The 20,967-nt window shown below is 51.8% G+C and carries 20 protein-coding genes; 15 read left to right on the top strand and 5 right to left on the bottom strand.

Annotation, left to right across the window (positions count from 1 at the left end; translation table 11 throughout):
- Nucleotides 1-17 precede the first annotated feature (17 nt).
- A complete protein-coding gene (locus tag J4E70_RS01730; RefSeq protein WP_213887332.1) occupies nt 18-824 on the top strand; it encodes an alpha/beta hydrolase in 807 nt (268 codons plus the stop codon).
- A gap of 1 nt (nt 825) precedes the next feature.
- Here the strand turns inward: J4E70_RS01730 and J4E70_RS01735 are convergent, their stop codons facing one another.
- Nucleotides 826-1,821, bottom strand: coding sequence for a P1 family peptidase (locus J4E70_RS01735; RefSeq protein WP_213887758.1), 996 nt, complete (start codon nt 1,819-1,821; stop codon nt 826-828).
- A gap of 190 nt (nt 1,822-2,011) precedes the next feature.
- Between J4E70_RS01735 and J4E70_RS01740 the strand changes: the two genes are divergently transcribed.
- The 7 genes from J4E70_RS01740 to J4E70_RS01770 all read left to right on the top strand — a co-directional run bounded on the left by J4E70_RS01740 (nt 2,012) and on the right by J4E70_RS01770 (nt 9,320).
- Complete coding sequence (locus tag J4E70_RS01740; protein WP_213887333.1) at nt 2,012-3,088, top strand: hypothetical protein; 1,077 nt, start codon at nt 2,012-2,014, stop codon at nt 3,086-3,088.
- The gene (locus J4E70_RS01745) at nt 3,089-4,216 is read left to right on the top strand and encodes a hypothetical protein (protein ID WP_213887334.1); all 1,128 of its coding nucleotides are present in this window, start codon (nt 3,089-3,091) and stop codon (nt 4,214-4,216) included.
- A 100-nt stretch (nt 4,217-4,316) separates the two neighbouring features.
- Entirely contained in the window at nt 4,317-6,257 is a 1,941-nt protein-coding gene (locus tag J4E70_RS01750; RefSeq protein ID WP_213887335.1) for an ATP-binding protein, read from the top strand.
- Nucleotides 6,250-7,029 (top strand): hypothetical protein, encoded by a 780-nt coding sequence (locus tag J4E70_RS01755; RefSeq protein WP_213887336.1) that lies wholly within the window; start codon nt 6,250-6,252, stop codon nt 7,027-7,029. Before J4E70_RS01750 ends, J4E70_RS01755 begins: the two co-directional genes overlap by 8 nt.
- Nucleotides 7,026-8,372, top strand: coding sequence for a DUF6638 family protein (locus J4E70_RS01760; protein WP_213887337.1), 1,347 nt, complete (start codon nt 7,026-7,028; stop codon nt 8,370-8,372). The genes J4E70_RS01755 and J4E70_RS01760 overlap by 4 nt, the downstream gene beginning before the upstream one ends.
- Nucleotides 8,372-8,641 (top strand): hypothetical protein, encoded by a 270-nt coding sequence (locus J4E70_RS01765; protein ID WP_213887338.1) that lies wholly within the window; start codon nt 8,372-8,374, stop codon nt 8,639-8,641. Before J4E70_RS01760 ends, J4E70_RS01765 begins: the two co-directional genes overlap by 1 nt.
- 7 nt (nt 8,642-8,648) lie before the next feature.
- Nucleotides 8,649-9,320, top strand: a complete 672-nt coding sequence (locus tag J4E70_RS01770; protein WP_213887759.1) for a DUF1523 family protein — start codon at nt 8,649-8,651, stop codon at nt 9,318-9,320.
- 4 nt (nt 9,321-9,324) lie between these two features.
- On the opposite strand, the gene bhcR is transcribed toward J4E70_RS01770, so the two are convergent.
- On the bottom strand, nt 9,325-10,137 hold the full coding sequence (bhcR, locus tag J4E70_RS01775; protein WP_213887339.1) for an HTH-type transcriptional regulator BhcR: 813 nt from the start codon (nt 10,135-10,137) through the stop codon (nt 9,325-9,327).
- Nucleotides 10,138-10,334: 197 nt separating this feature from the next.
- Between bhcR and bhcA the strand changes: the two genes are divergently transcribed.
- The 7 genes from bhcA to J4E70_RS01810 all read left to right on the top strand — a co-directional run bounded on the left by bhcA (nt 10,335) and on the right by J4E70_RS01810 (nt 17,260).
- Complete coding sequence (bhcA, locus tag J4E70_RS01780) at nt 10,335-11,525, top strand: L-aspartate--glyoxylate aminotransferase BhcA (protein WP_213887340.1); 1,191 nt, start codon at nt 10,335-10,337, stop codon at nt 11,523-11,525.
- Entirely contained in the window at nt 11,525-12,496 is a 972-nt protein-coding gene (gene bhcB, locus J4E70_RS01785; RefSeq protein ID WP_213887341.1) for a beta-hydroxyaspartate dehydratase BhcB, read from the top strand. The genes bhcA and bhcB overlap by 1 nt, the downstream gene beginning before the upstream one ends.
- Before the next feature lie 15 nt (nt 12,497-12,511).
- On the top strand, nt 12,512-13,669 hold the full coding sequence (gene bhcC / locus J4E70_RS01790) for a 3-hydroxy-D-aspartate aldolase BhcC (protein WP_213887342.1): 1,158 nt from the start codon (nt 12,512-12,514) through the stop codon (nt 13,667-13,669).
- Between the two features lie 71 nt (nt 13,670-13,740).
- On the top strand, nt 13,741-14,706 hold the full coding sequence (bhcD, locus tag J4E70_RS01795; RefSeq protein ID WP_213887343.1) for an iminosuccinate reductase BhcD: 966 nt from the start codon (nt 13,741-13,743) through the stop codon (nt 14,704-14,706).
- Nucleotides 14,707-14,799: 93 nt separating this feature from the next.
- A complete protein-coding gene (locus tag J4E70_RS01800; protein ID WP_213887344.1) occupies nt 14,800-15,798 on the top strand; it encodes a type I glyceraldehyde-3-phosphate dehydrogenase in 999 nt (332 codons plus the stop codon).
- 300 nt (nt 15,799-16,098) lie between these two features.
- Entirely contained in the window at nt 16,099-16,467 is a 369-nt protein-coding gene (locus tag J4E70_RS01805; protein WP_213887345.1) for a hypothetical protein, read from the top strand.
- Nucleotides 16,468-16,729: 262 nt separating this feature from the next.
- Entirely contained in the window at nt 16,730-17,260 is a 531-nt protein-coding gene (locus J4E70_RS01810) for a hypothetical protein (RefSeq protein ID WP_213887346.1), read from the top strand.
- Between the two features lie 128 nt (nt 17,261-17,388).
- Here J4E70_RS01810 and J4E70_RS01815 read toward each other — a convergent pair whose 3' ends face one another.
- From J4E70_RS01815 to puuE, 3 genes are all read right to left on the bottom strand, one after another.
- Nucleotides 17,389-18,849 carry a uracil-xanthine permease family protein gene (locus J4E70_RS01815; protein ID WP_213887347.1) on the bottom strand — a complete coding sequence of 487 codons (1,461 nt, stop codon included), beginning with the start codon at nt 18,847-18,849 and terminating at the stop codon, nt 17,389-17,391.
- A 61-nt stretch (nt 18,850-18,910) separates the two neighbouring features.
- Nucleotides 18,911-19,405: an ureidoglycolate lyase gene (locus J4E70_RS01820; protein WP_213887348.1), complete on the bottom strand. Its 495-nt coding sequence runs from the start codon at nt 19,403-19,405 to the stop codon at nt 18,911-18,913.
- A complete protein-coding gene (gene puuE, locus J4E70_RS01825) occupies nt 19,402-20,823 on the bottom strand; it encodes an allantoinase PuuE (protein ID WP_213887349.1) in 1,422 nt (473 codons plus the stop codon). Before puuE ends, J4E70_RS01820 begins: the two co-directional genes overlap by 4 nt.
- Nucleotides 20,824-20,967: the final 144 nt, after the last annotated feature.

A 20,967-nucleotide genomic window follows, 5' to 3' on the forward strand; every position in this document is an offset into this window, starting at 1 on the left:
AAATAGGGGACGCTATAATGACAGATTGGGATGATGCCTATGCAAACAGGGCCTATATTGAAGATGGGGAAAGCTATCCTGACCGCTGGGCAGATGAAGCCAGAGAGTGGCGCGAGGTAGAACATGCGATTGGCCGTGCCCGTTTGAACATTTCGTATGGTGCAGGTGCGCGCGAATTGTTGGATCTATTTTTACCCGCCGGACGACCCGCTGGAATTGTTGTGTTTGTGCACGGTGGCTATTGGCGCGATTTCAACAAATCCTTTTGGTCCCATCTGGCTGCCGGGGCAACAGCACGGGACTGGGCTGTCGCAATGCCGTCTTATACATTGGTGCCCGACGCTCGTATCTCTGAAATCACAGCGGAAATTGCGCGCGCTGTTCATAAAGCCGCTGAACTTGTTGCTGGGCCGATCATTCTGAGTGGCCATTCGGCCGGTGGCCATCTGGTTGCGCGAATGCTGTGCCAGGATATTGTGCTAAGCGAAGACGTGTCACGCCGTTTGCAGCGGGTGGTTCCGATTTCACCTCTGTCCGATTTGCGACCTCTGCTGAAAACAACAATGAACGAAGATTTTCAGATGGATGCTGCTGAGGCTGCGGCTGAAAGCCCGGTGCTGGAAACAAACCCTCGTGATGTTCCTGTGACTGTCTGGGTTGGCGGCGATGAACGCCCGGCCTTTCTGGATCAGGCGCAATGGCTGGCCGACGCATGGCCGCGCGCCGAGGTCGTAGTTGCGCCCGGTCTCCATCATTTCAATGTTATCGAGGGATTGGCAGATTCTGAAAGTTCACTGACAAATGCGCTTTTCGCACTTGCTTAACCTATCTGGGGGAGCTGATTGCGGACCAGCACGGCAGCGTGTCACCGGGCGCGGGAGTTGCGCTGTAAACAGCTCGTGCAATCGCCCGGGCAAGGCAAACTGCCGCCGCATGACCCAGACGCAAAGCGTCAAAGACAGGGTCTGAAAGCGGCTTTTCCCCGGTTGCGGCCGCAAAAACCAGATCACCGTCTAACGGTGTGTGCGAAGGCACGATAGCACGTGCCATGCCGTCATGCGCAGCAGTCGCCATCCTGGTTGCCTGTGCTTGTGTCAGTAAAGCGTCAGTTGCGATGATTGCAATTGTTGTGCTTTCGCCAAGTTTGGCTTCTGGTCTGGGTTCAATGCTGGGATCAAAGTTTTGCACCACCCCAAACCCGCCAAATTCATTATTCATCTCAAAGGGTCCTGCCCAAAACTGCGGCCGGTTGCCAACAGTTGCACTGCCCAGAGCATTGACCGCGACGAGCGCACCAACAGTTACACCACTTTCCAACACCAGCGAAGCAGAGCCAAGCCCGCCTTTCAAAGTCTGGGTGGTTGCCCCGGTACCCGCACCCACTGTTCCAAGCTCAAAGTCCGTGTCAGCCGCTTCAAAAGCTGCATGGCCGAGTGATGAATAGGGGTTTGCAGACCAGTTCTTGTCGCCGCCATTCAGTAGGTCGAACAGGATTGCTGCGGGTACAATCGGCACCTTCTGACCACCCACATCAAAACCCCTGCCTTGCTTGCGCAAGCTATCGACAACGCCCGAAGCCGCATCAAGACCAAAGGCTGAGCCGCCTGAAAGAACAAGCGCATCCACCTCTTGTACCAGCTTGTCGGGTTCAAGAAGGGCCGCCTCTCGTGTGCCAGGGGCGCCCCCCATGATGTGAACGCCTGCGGTAAAGGGTTTGTCGCCCAGCAAAACCGTACAGCCGGTCTTGATTTTCACATCGCTCGCATTGCCAACGCGCAGGCCAGCAACATCGGTGATCAGATTTCTTGCACCGGGCAGAATAACGAAACTCCTTTTTGTTCCTTGTAACTGTTCCAAACTGATGGTGCCCTGTCCAACAAAACCAGTTGATAGGTAGTGTATTTTTTATTCAGTTTCCTAGGTATAACGACGCTTTACCCGTTAACGCGTCTTAAAAAAGCCGCTAGAGATACTCATATCACTCTGAATTCATTTACCAACGAGGAGCAACATGGCCGATTTCGATAACCAAATTCGCGAGTCTCAGGACCAAGTCGCCGAAGCCCAGCAGAAAATCTCGGACCTCACCAGCAGGATCGAAGTTGCCCGCGCCAAGTTGAAATCAGGCGATGATATAACAATCGATATCGAAAATGCCTCGCTCGAAGATGTTCATGCCCACACCGAAGCGATGAACGCCAATATTGCTGAACTCATTATGGGTTTGGATGATGTGACGGCTGGTTTTTCCAAAGATTTTGATGAGATGCGCAACAAAACCGGGATGGAAAGCTTCATTGGCATTTTCTCTGATGTGAAATCTGAATCGATGCGTCAGGAACGGATGCGCAGCGCCAGTGTCGACGACAAATTGCAGGACCTGATTGGTAAGTCCGACGTTATCGTTCAGCTTCTTGAAGGCCAACTCGCAATTCTGAATGAACAAAAGGACAAGGTTGAAGAAAACCTTACAGATACGCTTGATGAACGGGAAATGACGGTGTCAGAACTCGAGGCTATGAAAGCAGATATTCAGGCTCTTGATCCCAAGATTATCGAACTTGAGAACAAGATCAGCGTCGAACAGGATGCCGCAGCGCGTACCAAACTGGAAACCGAACTGGCAGAGCTAAACGCGCGTTACAACGAGATGGTTCAACAGGAACAGGTGCATCTGGCAAAAAGTCAGACACTGGAACGTTATATTGAAAAGGGCAAAACCTGGGTTGACTCTTTGCAAAACCAGGCGGCGACACAGATGGTACTCATCAACAAGCTGCAAACAGATACAAAGCAGCGTGTGGTTTTATATGATGCGCTGACCAAATCTTTGAAGACCGCGCAGCAACAGGATGTGGCTCACCGCATCAACGAGATTGGTGTTGAGACGGATCAGGAAGCGCAAACCGCAATGGCGGCAATCGGCACGGCAACGAACAAGCGGATGGCCGATATGATGGAAGCACACGAGGACCATATGGTTTTCGCGCGCAAAGTGCTGGAGCAGAAAGCAAAGGCCGATGAAAGATTCGCCAGACGCTTTGGAAAGATCATCGAGAAGCATGACAAAAACCTGTATGGCGCCTAAATGAAAGAAGCCCTGACACGGGATCATGCGGAGCTATCAGATGCCCGTCTTGCGCGACGTTACTTCGCGAAGTTTGAGGCGATCACAGGCCATTTGGGCCGCGTCGCTGCGGAAATGCACGAAGAACGCCGGTTTTCCAAGGCGGATATGACAATTGTCGGGCGCTATCTGCAGGGTATTTCGTGGACATTTCAGGCGCTGGCGAACAAGTACTTGTTAAAAGGTCGAGTCGAAGGCCTCCTTGGCGGAGAACTTACCATCGACCGGGTGGAATCCGGGTTTCCGGTGCATGGTGAACTTCTGATAATGGCAAATGACGCGCAGCAAGCCGAACGGCATTTGCGCAATATGCCTGAGGCGTCAGAGTTGAAAGATCATATGATCCGGCAAATTCTGAGCGAACTGACGATACCGACAAAGCTGCAATTTGCGATGTCGCAGCGGCTTTACTACGAGGAACTTCTAACCGGAGAGCTGTTTTGGGCTCAAAACGACCCAGAGGCGCTTTGGCAAGGAACAGTCGGCGACGAACGGCGACATTTTCTTGTTCATTGGGCGGTCTATGATAGCCAGGTTAACCTGCCGACGATTTACCTTATGGATGTTGAAGATTCCGGCCGGACGGCACTACCAAAAGATCAGCGGCGGTGGCCGGAAGCGCAGCGCCATCTGATGGCGCAGGGGATGGGTGGGCTGAAACTTCTGACCATTGCGAAGGGTTTTGATCAAGACTTTGATGATCTGCACCCCAAACGCCTGCGCCGTATTCATATTGGCCCGATGTATTCTTCGACCTTCACCAGCCAATCAGGCCCCATTCGTGAAGTTCTTGAAAAAGCGAACGCGCCTGTGGGGGATGACTGGGCACTGGCCTGGACTGTGGAGGAACTCGAAAGTGAACGCGTCACCGAAGAGCGCAGCGGATGGTTTGGGACGGTTGAACGCGAGATATTTGCACTTGATCCTTTTTCAGGTCGTGGCGTGGATACGGGCGCTACCCGTACTGAACGCGCGATTATCCTTCCGCAACGCCCCTACCAGGTGCTTGATGAAATGTCGCCGCCCGGGTTCCGAAGTGTTCGTAAGTTTGTTGTCAGTCCAAATGGACGGGTGTTGAGCTACAGGTGATCATGTACTTTACCAGTTTCCATAAATATCCCCGCCGGAGGCAAGAAAGTTTTTATGCCTCCGGCGGGGATATTTAGCGGATAAAGAATGAGGAAAAACAATGAGCCTTTCGTCGGATCAGATGGAACTGCGGGAAGAGGATATTCGCAAGCATTATGATGCGGCGGCCTTGATGCTGGAAGGTTTCGATCACACGCCGCGCATTGCGAAACCGAAAGTGGTTTCTGCGTCACCGGAACGATCACCAGGAATTGGGTCGCGCAGACGGTTTCGCAGCACGACGCCGGGGCTGGTAACCCGCTCCACAGCGCGGCCTGAAGGGGTGCGCCTGATTGACCGGATCGAAAGCGCGGATGGGAAAGACCCACTGACGTCTCCCTTGCAGGCAAGTATTTTGCAGGGGTTGCGTCGTGCGCTCGCGATTGCGCTGGCAGTTGGTGAAAACTACGCCGAGCAAACCGGGCTTGCCGCGCTAAAGCGCGAGAACCTGAATGGAAGCCTTGCGAAGTCAAAGTCTGCCGAGTTTAGCGAGATGTTGAGCGGTGAGGCGCTTGTCACCGCCCATGTTTTTGCAAACGGTCTGGTGTTTCTTCTGTCGCCGTATCTTGGCGAAACGAGCGCCGAGATTGGCGAAGTGGAAGAAGTGCTCACTGACAACGGTCAATTGGCGCTGCATGGCGCACTCTGGGAGCTTGATCAGGAAATCGCAACATTCGCGAAAGACGAGCCTACGCTGATTGCAGTGGTAATGGCCTACGGCGAACAGTTGATGGAGAAGGTCGCGTTGCGCGCACAAAACGCCGGGCGTCTGGCGCCATTCAGTGGCGTGAGTTACCGAGTCGAGGCGGATGATTTCACCATTTCCGGCTTCACCCCCGCACGGCGGGGAAAGAGCACGACCCTGACAATGACCTTCAAAAAACCAAACGAGGTCGTGGGGAACCACATCGCCAAATATCAGGCTATGAAGCTTAGCAAAATGATCATGGCCTATGACTTTGAGCGCAAGCTGAACCCTTTTGCTGAAATGGGCGGCTTTATCTTCACCTTCATGGGCGATGGAGCACCGGGCACCGGGAAGACCACGCTGATCCAGATGATGGCCGGCCTGATCAACGCGTATTGTCAGAACGCAGGGTACCCGTTTCGCTATCAGAACCTCAGTACGGACAATATCGACAGCTATCAGGGCAAGTCCGGGCAAAACGCCAAGGCATTTATCAACAACATCATTGATCCCAATGTGATCGGCTTTGGCACGATTGATGACATCGATCAGTTGGCAGGCAAGCGCGGCGACCGCCAGTCAAGCGCAGGACAACTGGAAATCACGGCTGTTCTGATGGAGAGTTTTGCCGGGGCCAACACGGTGGTGCGTGGCAATTGCACTTTTGGGATGTTCTCGAACTATCCTGAGAACGTGGATGACGCGCTGCGCCAAAGGGCCGGGGCACGTTTTCTGGTTGATGGCCCGCAGACCCGGGACGACTATATCGACATTCTGTACCTGCTGATGGGCAAGAACCACGACATCCCTGTTGGCAAGCATGATCTGTTTGCAGCGCAAGAGATCAAAAAGGCGGTTGCGGCAAGCTTTGAGGCGCATGGACGGCCACATGAAGAAGGACTTTTGAAAGTCTTTGAAAAAGTGCATCAAGAAATTGGGACGCTTGATACGATTACCAAGCTCGGTACGTACCTAAGGGGTATTCAGGAGGCTGATCCGCGGTTCACTGGCCGCGCGATCAAGAACATCACAGACGCCGTAAAGGTGCGCGCGATGGATTTTGAATTGCCGGATGAATGGATGGAAAACCCGGACCTGTTTTTGTTCAAACCCTATGACGAAAAGCTGGGTATGATTAACGATATGCGCCAGCCGATAACGGTTGAGATGGTGATACAAGAGATCAACCGCTACGCGGATTCCGAGTTCCGTTATGCAGATAAATCGGATGAGGTTGCAATTGAGAACGCCGTTCGGGAAATGGGCCGAATGGAAGAGGCCAAGCGGCGGTATCTGGAGGGGAAGAGTGGATAAAAAAGCCTTAGTCCATTTGGATGAGATAAGCCTCTCTTGGGAGGAATTGAAAGAATTGCCGAACGATCATCTGGCCGCAATAGCAGTTCTTAGTTATGCAGTGAGCGAAACGAACGCATTGTCTCGCATATATCTTTGCCAATCTCACGAGTATTTGGGCGAAAAGGCGATTGACAGTGCTTCTAACGTACATCGATTCATGATCATTCGTAGCTGGAGTTCACGCCTATTTGAAATCGAACAATTCTTGAGGTTTGGTGGAAAGAAACCTGAGACTTCAGATGAACTGTTGAAAGAGTTAGCTGACGCGGCTCTCGAAAGACTCAAAGAGATTAGCGTCGGTGAAGGATTTGAGGTGGCGCGTGATATTCGGAACGAAGCGACCAATCATTATTCCTTCAAGGCAGCAAAAAAGAACCTTTCTAGTGTTCATAACTCTGCTGACTGTAAAATGTATCTTCACCGGCAAAATGGAAATTGTTTTTACCCCTTTGGCGAAGAGGTCATGTTTCATGCTCGCCTAAACAGAAGGTGGAAGCAAATCTCCACAAAACAGGAGCGAGATCGACTGTTCGGACAATGGCTCGATTGGAACATTGCTGCGAACCGCTGGTTAGCTGAGACGCATGCAAACTTCACAAATTCTCTTGTTTTCAAGCCGCTTGATCGTAACGAGGCAAGAAAGAGAGTTTACTGGGTTCCAATTGAATTCGTCGGCAACTACAGCGAAAGATTAACACCTATTTTTTTTGAAAGCCCTGAAAGCAAATGAAACGCCTCATCGAAAAGGGTCTAATGTTCGGCAACCTCGTTGAGGTGACGTCGCCTGCTTTGGTGGAGCGGTACAACCGCGCGCTCGAAAGCCTGACGGGAAAGCGCACAAAGCTGGTCGACTTTCACATCGATATCTCCGGTTATTCGCCGGAAGTCGGGGATGAGTTGGGCGATCATCTTTACCTCAATCAAGGCGGCTGCAACCGGCAGTTCATTTTACTGACGACGGAGCAGAAAACGGCGCCACTGCTCAATGCGCAATTCTCTACCTCGCGTGGGATATTGCGACAGTTTATTGAAGATAATCAGCCACAGCTATTTGCACTGACGGCACGTGACGCGGTTGCAGGGGAATTGTTGAACTCTGTCTATGACGTCTCTGAACCTGCAAAACTGTTTGATATTCGCCAGATTGCGATTGAGGCGGATACCACCAAGGCACATGTTGCTGGTGCGAAAAAGCTGACCAAACTGATTGAGCGATTCAGGCGCGAAGACGAGGCATGGTGGGACGATCTGCTGATTGCCGAGATGATCGGGCTTGCCAAGAAAACGGGTGACGTAACACGCCAACCGATCCGCCTGAAGTCAGTAACATTTCGGCAGGATAATTTCTGGACCAAACATTTTGGCGGGCTATATGTTTTTCGCGCTGTTGAGCATCCGGCGGCAATTGCTGCGGGGAAAAAAGCGGAACTTGGAAAGTTACCGATCGACTATGTTTTCAGCTTTGAAGACCGGAACCAGATTGCCAGATTTCTTGAAATCAATGAATTGGTTGAACCAATTGTAAAGGCGCCGGGAATCAACGCCGCCGCGATTTTGCAGCAAAAGATGGATTTTATCATTGTCGCTGTCGCGTCCGAAAAGGGCGAAGACCTGAACCGCGCCAGCCGCCGTGATTTGCGCGCCCTTGCGCGCGCCTACAGTAAAGACCTGCCAGAGGAGTTTCATGGATTGGCAGCCCTTCAGCGCTGGGCAGAGGGCGGAGGGAAATGGCCGCGCATTAATTCTGCCCATCCGGCATATTTCTATACGCTCCGGGCAAAGCCGCATGCGGACCGTGATCTTGTGAACCGGTTGCTTGCGGATTTGTCGCCTTTGGATGTCCGGCAATTGTTTATCTGCCACAAGGAGAAATTTTACTCGGCTTATGCTGACTGGTCTGACGCCAAGAAAACCTATGTCGCGAATTTTCTGGAAACGGAGTATCAGGTAGATAAGGCGGGTGCGCGCGAGGCATTGTTCGGCACCGACGCCACGATGGAAGAGGAACAGCCAACGGTTGATGTTGTAGATCTGGTCGGTCCTTGGGGCGCAGTGATGAAAGAGAGACGCTGATGTTTTTTCAAATCGCCCGTCTGGCGTTTTTCGGCTTTATCGTTCTGACGGTGCTTTATGTGATCCTATCGTGGTACTCGCGGTCTATCCGGCGCGGAAAGCTGGAGACGGAATTTGATGAAGAGGTTAAAACCGGCGACCGGGATGCTTTTATCAAAGAAGGGTTGGCGCGATACGATAGTTCGCTTCGGCGCAAGCTGATCCTTGGGGTTTACGTCGTGCCTGTTATCGTTGTCGCGGCCCTTATCTACGTTACGAATTTTATGTGAGGATATGATGCGATATATTAAATGGGGTATATTCCTCCTTCTGGCGTTACTGACGTTCGGCTTCTTTCACTACACCCTGCCACAACATGACGTCGTGCGGATTGTTGATACCGAGGTCCGGCGCGTGGATTTTGGTGAAAACTCGATTTTCTGGGCCTCACCTGACACTGGTACGGATACGGCTGCGAACCGTGATGTGCGTTTTATCAATGCTGTCTATGAAAATGGCCGGGTCATGGTCTACCGGAATGAAGATACCGGTTGGGGATGGCCACCCTACTTTAAGCTCGACAGCAGCAATTTGCAGACCGAGGCAAGGGATTTGGCTTCGACGTCGGCTGCGCCGCAGTGGGTTGTAATCAGACACTACGGCTGGCGAAATGAATTTATGACGATCTACCCAAATGCAGTCTCTGTTCGTGCCATTGCTGGGCCGGATGTGCAGATTATTCCGTGGCTCAACATAATAATTCTAACGCTTTTGGTGTTGTTCATATTCTGGCTGTGGCGTGTCTGGCGGCGTTTCAAGGAAAGGCGTATTGATCCGGTTCTTGATGACGCGGCTGAGGCTTGGGATTCCGTTGATGAACGGGCAGACGCAGCTCGGGATAGCGCACGTGGGTTCTGGGGCAGGATGATGGCGTGGATCGGAACATGGCGCTCAAAACCACGCGAGTAAGATTTTAGTCTGAGATACCGCCAAGCCCGGCAGAGAGTTCTGCTGCAGCAATGCGCACCAGTTCCCCGATATGCGCGATCTGGTCTTTTGTCATGCGGCTTGTGGGGCCGGAAACGGATATTCCGGCAATCGCTTCGCCTGACGCGTCGATGATTGGGGCCGCAATACATCGCATACCACTTGTGCGTTCTTCGTCGTCAAAGGAAAATCCCTGCGCACGAATGCACGCGAGTTCTTCCAACAGACCTTCCTGGGTTGTGATGGTTTGGGGCGTGAAACGCTCAAGCGTACTGTTACGTAGTATCTTTTGCATTTGCTGGTCGCTGTACTGGCTCAACAGGGCTTTGCCGATGCCTGAAGCATGAAAAGGCGAACGGGTGCCCGGTGGGAAAAACGCGCGGATGGTTTCGTTCGTCTCGACCTGACTGACAAATAAAATGCTGTTTTCCCGCGCAATCCCCAGATTTGCGGTTTCTCCTGTCGCTTCCATCAAACTGCGCATAACCGGGCGGCTCCGCTCAACAAGGCCAGTGCGTCTCAGGAATGCAGAACCAAGCCGAAACGCGGTTGGCCCGATGTGCCACGTCTGCGTATTAGCGTCGGCTTCGACAACGCCGCGTTTTTCCAGTGTCATCAGCACGCGGTAGGCCGTAGCGGGCGACTGATCCAGATCGTTCGCAATTTCGGTAAGCGTCAGCCCGGAGGAGCGTGCAAGCAGCTCCAGAATATCCAACGCGCGATCAAGCGACTGAATGGTGGATTGGGTCTTTGGTTCGTTGAAACCACGTGGGCGCCCACGCGCGCGTTTTTCTGCCATTTTTGATGATTCCTCCGAGAAATTTTATTTCTGCTAAATTAATTGAAAAATTATTTCTCACAACGAAAAAAGATAAATATCTGAATTATATTAATAAAATAAGATAAAGACAATTTTGAAAAACTATTTCAAAAAAATTGTTATATCAGCAGGCCGCGCTTATGGTTGTGACAGCCTAATAGATAGGAGGGCGCGATATGAGCTTCCAGAACCCTGTTTTCATTCCCGGTCCAACCAATATGCCAGAAGTTCTGCGTAAAGCAGTTGATATGCCGACGCTTGACCACCGGTCGTCGCTGTTTGGAGAAATTCTGCATCCGGCACTCAAGGGTGTAAAAAAAATCCTGAAAAGTGAAACTGCTGAAGTTTTCATTTTCCCGTCGTCAGGGACCGGAGGTTGGGAAACAGCGATCAGCAATACGCTGTCGGCGGGTGACAAAGTTCTTGCCGCACGCAATGGCATGTTCAGCCAGCGTTGGATTGATATGTGTCAGCGTCACAATCTGGATGTCGAGATTGTCGAAACGCCTTGGGGCGAGGGTCTGCCAGCAGATCGCTACGAAGAGATTTTAACGGCGGATAAAGCCCACGAAATAAAAGTTGTTCTGGCAACACACAATGAAACCGCGACTGGGGTTCGCTCTGACATAGCTGCGGTACGCCGCGCACTTGATGCTGCAGGCCACCCGGCAATGCTGTTTGTTGATGGTGTCAGTTCGATCGCATCAATGGACTTCCGGATGGAAGAATGGGGCGTAGATGTCGCAATTACGGGCAGCCAAAAGGGTTTCATGCTGCCTGCGGGACTCGCAATTGTTGGTTTTAGCCCACGTGCGATGGCTGCACTGGAAACGGCAACCTTACCAAGAACATTCTTTGACGTTCGCGATATGCGTAAAGGCTATGCCAACAATGGATATCCCTACACGCCATCTGTAGGTCTATTGAACGGCCTGAAACTTTCAACCGAAATGTTGTTAGGCGAAGGGCTAGAAGCAGTTTTCGCGCGCCACAACCGGATTGCGAACGGGGTGCGTGCTGCGGTTAACGCGTGGGGCCTGGATTTGTGTGCCGCAAGCCCAGACCTCTATTCTGATACGGTCAGTGCAATCCGGACCCCCGAAGGCTTTGACTCAACCCGGATTGTTACTCATGCTGCTGACGAATACGGCGTCGCCTTCGGCGTTGGTCTGGGTGAGGTCGCGGGCAAGGTTTTCCGTATCGGCCACTTGGGCAGCCTGACTGATGTTATGATGCTCTCCGGTTTGGCAACAGCCGAAATGTGCATGGCCGATTTGGGTTTGGGTATCGAGCTTGGCTCAGGCGTTGCAGCGGCTCAAGAGGTTTTCCGCAGCAGCAAAGGCAATGCCGCGAAGGCAGCAGCGTGATGAAGGATCTGGATCAGATGTATATTCCCACGATTGACGACATGCTGACCGCACACGAGCGGATCAAACCCTACATTCACCGCACACCTGTGCTGACATCATCTTTTTTGAATGATCTCACAGGAGCGGAATTGTTCTTTAAGTGTGAAAACTTTCAGAAAGCTGGTGCATTCAAAGTGCGCGGTGCATCGAACGCGGTGTTTGGTCTTTCAGACGACATGCTTGAAAAAGGCGTTGCCTCGCATTCATCGGGCAACCACGCTTTGAGTTTGTCTTACGCAGCAGGCCGACGGGGAATACCCTGTACTGTGGTTATGCCGCGCACCGCACCGCAGGCGAAAAAAGATGCGGTTATCGGCTATGGCGGACGGATTGTAGAATGTGAACCATCGACTTCCAGCCGCGAGGCGACTTTTGCCGAAGTGGTCAAGGAAACCGGGGCAGAATTTGTACACCCATATAACGATCCGCGCGTTATTGCTGGGCAGGGTACTTGTTCCCGGGAGTTGACGGAACAAGTGCACGGCCTTGACGCAGTGATCGCACCAATAGGTGGTGGGGGTATGATATCCGGCACCTGTTTAACGCTGTCGAACATTGCGCCAGAGGTGAAAATTTATGCGGCGGAACCCGAGCAAGCAGATGACGCCTATCGCAGTCTCAAAGCTGGCCACATCATCGCTGATGATGCTCCGGAAACGGTAGCGGATGGCTTGAAGGTGCCACTCAAGGAACTGACCTGGCACTTCGTTTCTAACCACGTCACCGACATTTTGACAGCGAGCGAGCAGGAAATTGTCGATGCAATGAAACTTATCTGGAAGCGAATGAAAATCGTTATGGAACCCAGCAGCGCTGTGCCGCTGGCGACCATCCTGAAAAATAATGACACCTTCGCGGGGAAACGTGTGGGCGTCATCATTACCGGTGGAAATGTCGATCTCGACAATTTGCCCTGGATGAACAGCTGAATAGGGAGAGATCAAATGAACGCGCCTACAAATTTCAAAGACCTTGAGGTTGGTTTTGACGTTCCCGCCCTTCCGGGCATGGATGAAGCAGATATTCAGACGCCTTGTCTGGTGGTCGACCTCGACGCACTTGAACGCAACATCAAAAAGATGGGGCAGTTCGCCAAGGAAATGGGTGTGCGGCACCGTGTTCATGGGAAAATGCACAAATCGGTGGATATCGCGAAGCTGCAGGAAAAGCTGGGCAATTCTTGCGGTGTTTGTTGCCAAAAAGTGTCAGAGGCAGAGGTGTTCGCCCGTGGCGGTATCAAGGACATATTGGTAAGCAATCAGGTGCGTGATCCTGCAAAGATTGATCGTTTGGCGCGGATGCCAAAGCTCGGTGCACGTACCATTTGCTGTGTCGATGATTTGGCAAATGTCGCGGATCTGTCAGCGGCAGCGCAAAAACATGGTACCCAAATTGAATGCCTTGTTGAAATTGACTGTGGTGCAGGTCGCTGTGGCGTGCAGGCAGGTCAGCCAGTGGTCGATCTGGCAAAAGCAATTGACGCTGCACCGGGCCTTAAGTTTTCGGGCATTCAGGCCTATCAGGGCGCAATGCAACACATGCAAAACTTTGAGGACCGGAAAGCGAAGATCGACATCGCAGTTGATATGGTGCGCCGATCTGTAGGCATGCTGAAAGCCGAGGGACTGGAGTGTGACATTGTCGGCGGTGGTGGTACCGGTAGTTACTATTTCGAAGGTACCTCAGGCGTTTTTAACGAACTTCAGTGTGGCTCTTACGCGTTCATGGACGCGGATTATCAAACGATCCACGACGAAAACGGGGAGCGGATTTCAGAATTTGAAAACGCACTTTTTATTCTGACAAGCGTGATGAGCCACGCAAAAGCGGACAAGGCAATATGTGACGCTGGTCTGAAAGCGCAATCCGTAGATAGCGGGCTGCCCTACATCTATGGCCGCGATGATGTGGAATACATTAAATGCTCGGACGAACATGGCGTGATTTCGGACCCGAACGGAGCGCTCAAAGTCAATGACAAGCTGAAACTCGTACCCGGTCACTGTGATCCAACCTGCAATGTGCATGACTGGTATGTTGGCGTGCGTGACGGGAAGGTCGAGGTGCTCTGGCCAGTTTCTGCGCGTGGAAAAGCATATTAAGAAGTCTCCCGGATTGGCGGGGCAGAGCGATCTGGCCTCGCCGATTTTCCTTCGATGAAAAGAGAAACCAAATGATTATTGTTCCAGAGAAAGAAATTGCTGGTCTACTTGGCAGGGCCGAAGCTTTTGATGCGGTAGAAGCGGTCTTTGCTGCAATGTCACGCGGAGACGCTTACAACTTTCCGGTCATCCGAGAAGCCATAGGTCATGCCGATGCGCTTTACGGTTTTAAATCCGGCTTTGACCGGGCCGGGTTGTCCCTGGGTCTTAAATCTGGCGGATATTGGCCGGGAAACGAAGCCAAGGGTCTGACAAATCACCAATCGACCGTGTTTTTGTTTGATGCCGACACCGGGCAAGCAAAAGCGGTTGTTGGTGGTAATCTTTTAACAGCGTTGCGCACGGCAGCCGCGTCGTCAGTGTCGATCAAACATCTGGCGCGTGCCGATGCCAAGGTTTTGGGGATGATCGGTGCAGGTCACCAATCGGCCTTTCAGATGCGCGCAGCGGTAGAGCAACGTAATTTTGAAAAGGTGATAGGCTGGAACCTGCATCCTGAAATGCTGTCACGTCTTGCGGAAACAGCAACAGAGTTAGACCTGCCCTTTGAAGCTGTTGATCTGAACAGACTAGGAGCGGAAGCGGATGTCATCATTTCAATTACCTCAAGCTTTGACGCAATCCTGATGGATGCTCAGGTCACACCAGGAACGCACATCGCCTGCATGGGGACCGACACCAAAGGCAAGCAAGAGGTCGAGGCAGCACTTGTCGCACGTGCCACGGTTTTCACTGATGAGATTGCGCAGGCAGTGACAATTGGAGAGTGTCAGCACGCTGTTTCTGCGGGGACGAAAAGTGAAGGTGATATTGTCGAAATTGGTGCGGTGATCAACGGTACCCATCCGGGCCGATCATCACAGGATGAAGTGACCTTGTTTGACGGAACTGGTGTTGGGTTGCAGGACCTCGCCGTTGCGTCCAAGGTTGTTGATCTTGCGGTTGAGAAGGGCGTTGCCACTGTCGTTGATTTTTAATTCTGGATCTGTGTGCATTTTGCGCTGGTAATGCCCTGAAGAATCCCGTGAATTGCGGCGAAGACCGAGACCAGCAAAGAAGGCAGGCCCAGAATGGCGCAGCGGCTACGCATTGCGATAAACGGATTTGGCCGGATTGGCCGGACCATTTTGCGAATTGTCGAACAAGGCAAGGCAGGGCAGGACTTTGAAGTTGTTTGCATTAACGAACTCGAGCCGTTGGATATTTGCGCATATCTGTTTCAATACGATAGCGTTTTTGGTCCCTTTGACGGAACGGTAAGTTCCGAGCCGGGTGTTTTGTGTGTGAATGGCCGTGCGATCCCGTTCCGCGCGGAATCAGACATCAGCAAACTTGACCTGACTGGTGTTGATCTTGTGCTGGAATGCACAGGCATGGCCAATACACGTGAGGTTGCCGAACGCGGTCTTAAAGCAGGCGCTAAGACCGTTCTGATTTCCGGACCCTCTGATGCCGCGGACCGAACTGTTGTTCTTGGCGCAAACGAAGGTCAGATTGGTGACCACAAGATCATTTCAAACGCATCCTGCACAACAAATGCGCTCGCGCCGCTTATGAAAATTCTGGATGAAGCATTTGGCATTGTTAGTGGTCATATGACGACTATCCATTGTTACACCGGAAGCCAGCCGACAATTGATAAACCACGCGGCGACCTTGCGCGAAGCCGCGCTGGCGCGTTGTCCATGGTGCCAACAACGACGAGTGCGCAGCGTCTGATCGATGAAGTTTTGCCGCATCTCGCCGGACGTCTGGAGGGGCGTGCCGTTCGGGTGCCGACAGCCAGTGTTTCCGCGATTGACCTGACGATTCAAACCCGCGAACCAGCAAGTGTTGCAGCGGTGAATAAGCTGCTTTCCGAGGCGGCACAAAACTCTGAAATCATCGGATGGATCGAGCAACCTTTAGTCTCGACCGATTTGCGTGCAAGACCTGAATCGATTGTCATGTCAGGACTTGAAACGTCTGTTTCAGTCGGCGGGCTGCTCCGGGTCTTTGGTTGGTATGACAACGAATGGGGTTTTTCCACCCGAATGCTTGATATGGCGCGGCTAATGGGCGGGCAATAGAAAGTCCTGATATCAAAGTTGGGACTTTCAGGGGCTCTGTCACACAATTGCATTTGTCAAAGAACACGCAGAAACGGGATTTCAAAAATCCTGTTGCAACCTTCTAAGTATTTCCCTTAAACAATCTTAAGTAGTAATTGAGATTAGATTGTTTTAATCGATTTTTGAGAGGTTGCAGAGAGAACCAATCCAAAGTCCACGGACACTATTACCGTCTTTTCGATTGGAAAACTTTCGCGCTCAGATATCGAAGATGTTTTGATCTTCACCTGGAAACCAATTTATTATGGAGCCCGATGAATGATGGGATACAAATTTCTAGCCCTGCTAATTTTCGCGAGTCTTGTATCAGGTTGCGGAATGTCAGAAGAAGAAATTGAAGCTTGGAATAACCGTTTTAAAGGGCAGACAGTTGCCGAGGTTTCCAAACATATTGGACCACCCGTTTCACGAACCAGAGATAGCGCAGTTTGGGAACACCGAAGCTCTTTCATTAGTAGACGATCACGAAAACAATATTCTTCTTATACAGGTGGCCAGGTTTCAACTGGCTATACCGCAGAAAGTGATGGCGGTAATTGTACCTTCAGAGCTGCACTTGTTGGTGGTCGTGTCGATACAAGTGTTTTTGAGGGGTCTGGATGTGATTTTGTAGCGCCTCGCCGATAGTGGTTGTAAGGTTTCCTTTTTTGTCGTTTTGGATGTCTCCTAGATTCTGTGCGTCAACCAGAGTCCCTATCTCTTTTTAGTATTCGAGATCCCGTTCACTTTAGAAATCATCTAAAACGTGTGTTAAGTTTCAAATAAAAAAATATTAATAATAAATATTAAACGCTTGTCAAAATCTTCTACATAGGCGAATTGAGTTGATATCAGCTTAAAGAAGAAAAAGGGTGGGTTTAACAATATGAAAATTTTTTCGCGACGTGCCATGCTTGGTTTTGTTTGTGCATTTGCCTTGTCTAGTTGCGGCGCCGCGCAAGAGACGGGAGCAGAACCGGAGCCAGAGCCAAAGGCCTTTACGATCAATGATGTTCAGTTGACTGTAATTGAAGGTGCTGCTCAAGGTCGATTTGAAGAGGACGATACTCGAATTGCAGCTTTGGAAGCGGAACTTGAGAAAACTTTGGGCGCTGTTCAGGGTGGTGATATTTCAGCTACCGCACTTATAAGTATTTCGTCAATGCGTCTCAAAACCGCAGGTGCTCGTACATTCGGAGGCAGTAACCAAATCGAAGCTACGGTGCGTATTGTTGACGCCAGTGGAAACTTACTTCAACCAAACGGATCTGTCGGTTACTGGGATCAGGCTAAGAACACGGAATTTTCTATTGGTGGTAACCCAATAATTGGAAACCTTATAAGTTTAGGCCGAAATGCCGCGCATTCGGAAAACGGAAAAGACGTGGGCCAGCTCCTGAGTGGATTTTCGGATGCAATGGTAGATTGGCTGAAAAGTTAGGATCGAAATATCTAACCAAATCTGGCCACTGTAATTCAAGCCCCGCAAAGGAAACTTTGCGGGGCTTCGCTTTCATTCACTCCAGAGTAGATTCAATCATGGGGCGAAAATTTACAGGTTTCAAAACCTTATTCCCCCAAAGACCCTTCTCCATGACCGGTCATGCCGCCGGAGACTTCCTCTGTCGCTTCATCTGACAGGTGTTCTGGCAAGATGAGGTTCAGGATGATCGCGATCAGCGCCGCTGGAAGGATGCCCGAGGCCCCCAGAATGCGGATGGCATCCGGAAGTTGTTGCAGCGCATTCGGCGCGCCCGGCGCAAGGTTCATCGCTTCAAGCTGAAAGCCAAGGCCGATCGAAATTGCGACTGCAAAGATAACCATATTGCGGCGGTTCCAGTGAACGTCAGACAACATCGAAATACCGGCTGCAACCACCATGCCAAACATGACTATCACACCACCACCTAACACCTCGATCGGAACAGTCAGGATCAACGCGCCAACCTTGGGGATCAGCCCGCAGATGATCAGGAAGAAAGCACCGATTGTCACAACCGTGCGGCTCATCACGCCGGTCATGGCAATCAGGCCAACATTCTGGCTGAACGAAGTGTTCGGAAGACCGCTAAAAATACCGGCAAACGCAGTGCCGAAACCGTCAGCATAGGTAGCGCCCTGTATTTCCCTATCTGTTGCCTCGCGTCCGGCGCCACCTTTGGTGATCCCGGAAACGTCGCCTACGGTTTCAATGGCAGAGACAAACGCCATGAGGCAGAACCCGATGATCGCCGCAAACGAAAACTCGAACCCGTATTTGAAAGGGCTGGGGAATGCGATTGCCTGCGCGTGCCCCCATGATGTGGAAATACCCTCAAAGGTCACCATGCCCATCATAAGCGCATAGAGGTAGCCGATGAAGATACCAATCAGCACCGCTGACACGGCGAGCATTCCGCGTGCGTAGAATTTGAGGGCCAGCGTTACAAAGATAACAACGCTGGCAGCGCTCCAATTCAGCAGGCTGCCATACTCGGGCTTGTCAAACTGTTTGGCAGGTACGCCGCCTGCTGCATATTCGATGCCAACTTTTACCAGGGCCAGACCAATCATCATAACGACAAGGCCCGTCACAAGCGGAGGCAGCGCAAAGCGGATTTTACCGATGACCGTGCCTAGCATTGCGTGAAACAGCCCTCCGACGACAACCCCTCCAAATAGCGCGGCAAGCCCTTCCGTACCTTTCCCCGCAACAAGTGGGATCATGATGGGAATAAAGGCAAAGGACGTTCCCTGAACAATGGGCAAAGCAGCACCAACAGGCCCCAGAGTGATGGTCTGCAACAGGGTCGCTATGCCCGCAAACAGCATCGACATCTGGATCAGATAGGTCATGTCCGGAAAGCCGAGCGCGCCAGCGTCTGAACCATAACCAAAACCGGCGAAGCCCGAGATTATGATCGCAGGTGTGACGTTTGAAACAAACATCGCCAGCACATGCTGAATACCCAGAGGTATCGCTTTTATAAGTGGTGGGGTGTAGTTCGGGTCGCGTAGCTGTGCTGCGGTTCCGAGTGACGTGTCAGCCATTGGTTTTCCTCCCTATAGACTGTCCCTTTTTCCTGCCGCTTCTTGTTCTGGCGGCTCGGATCTATCGTTCAACAAGCCAGGGCTTTTCGAACCAGTGTTCCTGTAGGTTTGCGCCATCTCCAATTCTGTCGACGACAGCAAACAAACCAGGCTCAGACAACGGGGTCAGGACCCCATGCCAGATGTTTCGGTGAATATTCACACCCTGACCGGGTGCCGTGATAAAAGCGCGGGGGGTGCCGGGTTTGTCGCCCTCGTCAGGTGCAACGATAACCAAGAACGGGTCAAGACTCATGGGCAGGAATGCCTGTGAACCCTCAGGGTGGCGTTCAACCACATCAAGCAGATGGGGCAGGCTGCGCGGGTTTGCCTTAAACACACTGATACCGGCGCGGCCATTTAAAATATCAAGCTGTGCCCGGTCATGATAGCGCCCGCAGTTGCCTTGATTGATTACTATATCGGCTTCGCCCGAAGCGTCCAGAACATCACCAAATTTGGCAAATGCCTTTTGCGTAAGACGCTCTGTTCGAAGAGTTTGGTGTACGGCGTTCATTCTGGATACAGCGACTTCAGACGCAGCAGCGCAATCCGTTCGACCTGTTTGCACGCTTCTGCAAATTCGGTTTCGCTATCGTTTCCCAAGCGGCGCTTAAAAGCTGCAAGGATGCTCGCCTTGGTATTGTCGCGGACCGCGATGATGAAGGGAAACCCATGTTTCGATGTATACGCGTTGTTCAATTCGGTGAAGGTTGCTTTTTCCTCATCGGTCAGCATGTTTAAACCGGCCCCGGCTTGTTCCTCGGTTGACTCTTCAGTCAGGCGTCTTGCTTCGGCCAGTTTACCGGCAAGGTCAGGATGGGCTTTCAAAACGCCAAGGCGTTCAGTGTCACTGGCGGATCGGAACATGCGTGCAAGCGCACTGTGTATGCCTACCGCGGTGTCGTGGGCCGGGCCAAGTTCCAGATCATGGGCACGTTCTGCAATCCACGGGGAATGCTCAAAGATACTCCCAAAAGCGGTGACAAAGGAGTTACGATCCATGTCCGACGGGCGTGTGATGGGGGTGGGTGCCGGGTGGTGGGTATGCCAATGCTGCGCAATATCGAGGCGGCGTGCGAACCAGACATCGGTGTGACCCTTGACATAGTCGATAAATTTTCTCAGTGCCTGAATGCGGCCTGGTCGGCCCAACAGTCGACAATGGATACCAACAGATAACATCTTTGCTTGACCGGCTTCGCCTTCGGCATAAAGAGCATCGAAACTGTCGCACAGATAGGCAAAGAACTGATCGCCAGAGTTGAAGCCCTGTGGTGTCGCGAACCGCATGTCATTGGTATCAAGGGTATAGGGGACGATAAGCTGATCCCGCTCGCCGACACGTACCCAATAGGGCAGGTCATCTGCATAGCTGTCGGCGATGTAGTCGAACCCACCTTCCTCGGCAACGATATCCACGGTGTTGATCGAACAGCGGCCAGTGTACCAACCGTGTGGGCGCTCTCCGGTCACTTCGGTATGAAGGCGTATCGCCTCTATCATATCTGCCCGTTCTACTTCGGGACTCGCATCTTTGTATTCGATCCATTTTAAACCGTGGCTGGCAATTTCCCAACCGGCGTCCTGCATCGCAGCGACCTGCGCGGGAGAGCGGGCAAGCGCGCTTGCAACACCGTAAACAGTTACCGGAATCGCCGTCTCGGTGAACAGGCGGTGAAGACGCCAGAATCCGGCACGTGCACCGTATTCGTAGATGGATTCCATGTTCCAGTGGCGCTGTCCGGGCCATGGGGCTGCGCCGACAATTTCAGAAAGGAACGCCTCGGAGGCAGGATCGTCATGAAGGATGTTGTTCTCTCCGCCCTCTTCATAGTTCACAACAAACTGGACAGCGATTTTTGCGCCATCAGGCCATTTCGGGTCTGGTGGGGTTTGGCCATAGCCATGCATGTCACGCGGGTATCTGTTCACTCGGTTTGTCCCCAATGCGGAGTTAGATATTTATTTCTCTATATATCAAAAGAATAACCCTGATCTTCAAAAAATACACTAAACAGTTTCCGCATTTCATGGCTTTCCGAAAGCTACTGACTTAGACAAAAAACAATGATGATG

Source organism: Pseudohalocynthiibacter aestuariivivens (assembly GCF_018457175.1).
Lineage (GTDB): Bacteria > Pseudomonadota > Alphaproteobacteria > Rhodobacterales > Rhodobacteraceae > Pseudohalocynthiibacter > Pseudohalocynthiibacter aestuariivivens.

What these genes read in the sequence shown, in the direction of transcription:
- J4E70_RS01730 (WP_213887332.1), top strand. Translation starts at nt 18, where the DNA reads ATGACAGATTGGGATGATGCCTATGCAAACAGGGCCTATATTGAAGAT.
- J4E70_RS01740 (WP_213887333.1), top strand. Translation starts at nt 2,012, where the DNA reads ATGGCCGATTTCGATAACCAAATTCGCGAGTCTCAGGACCAAGTCGCC.
- J4E70_RS01745 (WP_213887334.1), top strand. Translation starts at nt 3,089, where the DNA reads ATGAAAGAAGCCCTGACACGGGATCATGCGGAGCTATCAGATGCCCGT.
- J4E70_RS01750 (WP_213887335.1), top strand. Translation starts at nt 4,317, where the DNA reads ATGAGCCTTTCGTCGGATCAGATGGAACTGCGGGAAGAGGATATTCGC.
- J4E70_RS01760 (WP_213887337.1), top strand. Translation starts at nt 7,026, where the DNA reads ATGAAACGCCTCATCGAAAAGGGTCTAATGTTCGGCAACCTCGTTGAG.
- J4E70_RS01765 (WP_213887338.1), top strand. Translation starts at nt 8,372, where the DNA reads ATGTTTTTTCAAATCGCCCGTCTGGCGTTTTTCGGCTTTATCGTTCTG.
- J4E70_RS01770 (WP_213887759.1), top strand. Translation starts at nt 8,649, where the DNA reads ATGCGATATATTAAATGGGGTATATTCCTCCTTCTGGCGTTACTGACG.
- bhcR (WP_213887339.1), bottom strand. Translation starts at nt 10,137, where the DNA reads ATGGCAGAAAAACGCGCGCGTGGGCGCCCACGTGGTTTCAACGAACCA.
- bhcA (WP_213887340.1), top strand. Translation starts at nt 10,335, where the DNA reads ATGAGCTTCCAGAACCCTGTTTTCATTCCCGGTCCAACCAATATGCCA.
- bhcB (WP_213887341.1), top strand. Translation starts at nt 11,525, where the DNA reads ATGAAGGATCTGGATCAGATGTATATTCCCACGATTGACGACATGCTG.
- bhcC (WP_213887342.1), top strand. Translation starts at nt 12,512, where the DNA reads ATGAACGCGCCTACAAATTTCAAAGACCTTGAGGTTGGTTTTGACGTT.
- bhcD (WP_213887343.1), top strand. Translation starts at nt 13,741, where the DNA reads ATGATTATTGTTCCAGAGAAAGAAATTGCTGGTCTACTTGGCAGGGCC.
- J4E70_RS01800 (WP_213887344.1), top strand. Translation starts at nt 14,800, where the DNA reads ATGGCGCAGCGGCTACGCATTGCGATAAACGGATTTGGCCGGATTGGC.
- J4E70_RS01805 (WP_213887345.1), top strand. Translation starts at nt 16,099, where the DNA reads ATGATGGGATACAAATTTCTAGCCCTGCTAATTTTCGCGAGTCTTGTA.
- J4E70_RS01810 (WP_213887346.1), top strand. Translation starts at nt 16,730, where the DNA reads ATGCTTGGTTTTGTTTGTGCATTTGCCTTGTCTAGTTGCGGCGCCGCG.
- J4E70_RS01815 (WP_213887347.1), bottom strand. Translation starts at nt 18,849, where the DNA reads ATGGCTGACACGTCACTCGGAACCGCAGCACAGCTACGCGACCCGAAC.
- J4E70_RS01820 (WP_213887348.1), bottom strand. Translation starts at nt 19,405, where the DNA reads ATGAACGCCGTACACCAAACTCTTCGAACAGAGCGTCTTACGCAAAAG.